The 2453-nt window shown below is 67.7% G+C and carries 2 protein-coding genes and 2 pseudogenes; 3 read left to right on the plus strand and 1 reads right to left on the minus strand.

What is annotated here, in order from left to right; all coding sequences use genetic code 11:
* Positions 1-158, minus strand: a pseudogene (locus B118_RS33780) (site-specific DNA-methyltransferase); the annotation flags it as partial.
* 495 nt (positions 159-653) lie between these two features.
* Between B118_RS33780 and B118_RS33785 the strand changes: the two are divergent.
* The 3 genes and pseudogenes from B118_RS33785 to B118_RS32260 all read left to right on the plus strand — a co-directional run.
* On the plus strand, positions 654-836 hold the full coding sequence (locus tag B118_RS33785; protein WP_337588133.1) for a hypothetical protein: 183 nt from the start codon (positions 654-656) through the stop codon (positions 834-836).
* 54 nt (positions 837-890) lie between these two features.
* Entirely contained in the window at positions 891-2105 is a 1215-nt protein-coding gene (locus B118_RS0124725) for an NADAR family protein (protein ID WP_043542086.1), read from the plus strand.
* A gap of 163 nt (positions 2106-2268) precedes the next feature.
* Positions 2269-2453, plus strand: a pseudogene (locus B118_RS32260) (ISL3 family transposase); the annotation flags it as partial.

Genomic DNA, 2453 nt, shown 5'->3' on the forward strand with positions numbered 1-2453 from the left:
CTGCCGTCGCCGGTGTTGGCGGTGGCGGGGTGCGCCGGGTGTGCCCGTCGATCCATCCGGGCTGGGGTGGAGGGATCAAGCCTGTGATCGGGGTGGATGGTGGTGGGGGCGTGCCTGCTGTGTGTGGAGTCGCGCCGGGTGTTCCGTGGCAGTCCGACATCACTTGGGTTCCGGTAGCGGTCCGATTGCGCAGCCTTCTGGGTAAGCGTGATCTGGGTGATTTTGGTCGTGGCGGGTGTGATGACGTCACTGGGCCGAAGCACAGCAACCTGATCTTTCGTAATCCGACCGCCCGGGTCAGAGGGCCACGCGCCGAGGACGCCATCTGGCAGCCACTGCGTCCCGACGAGCTGAACCAGGCCGTCACAGCCGCGACAACCCCGCAGGCCTGGCTCTTCCTCGTACTGGCCGCTGTCCACGCGGCGCGCCCCGGCCAGATCCGCGCGACGCACCTCGACGACGTCGACCTGCCCGGCCGGCGCATCACCATCGCCGGCCACGACCGCCCACTCGACGAGCTGACCCACCACGCACTGCTCGACTGGCTCGACTACCGGCACCGCCGCTGGCCGAACATCGCCAACCCGCACCTGCTCGTCAGCACCGAAAGCGCGCTGCGGCACGCCCCGGTCAGCCACACCTGGATCCTGAACATGCGCGGACTGGCCGCCACTATCGAACGGCTGCGCATAGACCGCCAGCTTGAGGAGGCCCTCGCCGCCGGCGGAGACCCGCTGCACCTGGCCGCGGTCTTCGGTGTCAGCGAGGACACGGCCATCCGGTACGCCACCAACGCCCGGATCCTCCTGCAGACCCCACCCCGGCCGCCGCACTGAGCAGCCCGCGAGGGCAGAACAACCTTCCCGGCACGGTTGGACTACGGTGCGCCGGTGACCAGATATCGCCGCACCTACCGCAACGTGGACGGCCAACGGATCGAAGGCACCTGGCGGCACATCTTCACCCAAAACATGGACACGTACTTCCTGACCGACCTGGTCATCTACGCCGACGGCGCGATCGACTGCGGCACCGGCGGGCTCACCGACCTCGACGGGCTGGCCGAACAACTCCGCCGTGGCCGAGTCACGACCACCCTCGAAGACGGCGCGCAAGCATCGGCGCACCACCTGGCGGGGTGGCGGTTCACCGAGCCCCGCCCCGCCATTAACGCCGAGATGCTTCTCGGCGAGGTCGCCGACGAAATCGACCGGCTCAACGACCGGCCCGACTCCACCGATCGATGCCTGCAAGCAGTCACGACCTACCTGGCCGACCCCACCGAAGACAACCGACGCACGGTTCGCAAGCGCTACCTGGCAATCCCCGAACACCTGCGCGTCTACGCCCTCGGCGATATGGACCGCAAAGACGCTCCCCTGCGGATCCTGATCACAGAGCTGGATGAACCACTGCACGGCTGGCCAAACGGCCCGGTCGTCACCGAGCAAAAGCGGGCCGAGGCAGTCGCATACTTCCGCGAGATCGCGATCGAGACATGGGACACGCGGGTCCCGGCCGATGGCCCCGAACACCCGACGCAGCCCACGCTGACGATCCCGAAAGCGGTCTACCCACGCGGCTGGCCGGATCCACCCGGCGTCGAAGTCCTGCAGAACGACTACCCGGCAGCCATCACCGTCGGCGCCAACAGCTACCCCAGCGTCACACACGCCTACTGGGCGCTGTCGACTCCCGATCCGCACTGGCACGACCAGATCGCTGCAGCACCGCGCGGATACGATGCCGGCAAACTCGCCGAGCAGGCACCCCGCCGCGCCGGCTGGGCCTCGGCACGTCTGGCCGTCATGACCATCCTGCTGCGTGCCAAGTACACCCAGCACCCGCAGACGGCACAGACATTGCTCGCCAGCGGCGACGCTCGCGTCATCTACGTCGACTTCGACTCCGCCTACTGGTCCGTCGGTAGCGAGCGAGCCACCACCTGGATCGGCCGTCTGCTGGAAGTGATCCGCTCCGAACTCGCAGCCGCCGAGGCCGGGATCCCCCTTCCGGCGATTCATGGCAACGGCTCCTCAGCTTCGCCGGGAACACAAGGGCCGACATGCGAGGATGGGGCACCAGGGCCCTCCGGTTCCCCGTGAGAACACTTGGGTTCGCGGGAACTTCCGGAACTCTGGCCGACCCCGAAAGATGATCACGTCTTCGTGCTGTACGAGCCACTGTGGGTCGCCGTGGGGCTGTCTCGCCAGCGGCCCTGTCTCACTTTTGGTGGTGACGGAGGGTGGCGGGTGTCGTTGTTCCTATGTGGCGGATGTCAACAGGCTCATACAGTCGGTGTTCTCGGGGCTGTCCCCGCTGGTCATCGAGGATGTGGCCGACGAGGGTGAGCGGATTGTGGTGCTGGCCCGCACTTCGCGGGACGCTGCGGTCTGCCCGAGGTGCGGGGCCTCGTCGGGACGGGTGCACGGCTATCACTGGCGGACAGTGGC

It is taken from the genome of Salinispora pacifica CNR114, from assembly GCF_000514775.1.
Taxonomy (GTDB): Bacteria; Actinomycetota; Actinomycetes; order Mycobacteriales; family Micromonosporaceae; genus Micromonospora; species Micromonospora pacifica.

Bases quoted from the DNA above. Each gene is read 5' to 3' on its own strand.
- B118_RS33785 (WP_337588133.1), top strand. From the start codon at position 654: ATGCGCGGACTGGCCGCCACTATCGAACGGCTGCGCATAGACCGCCAG.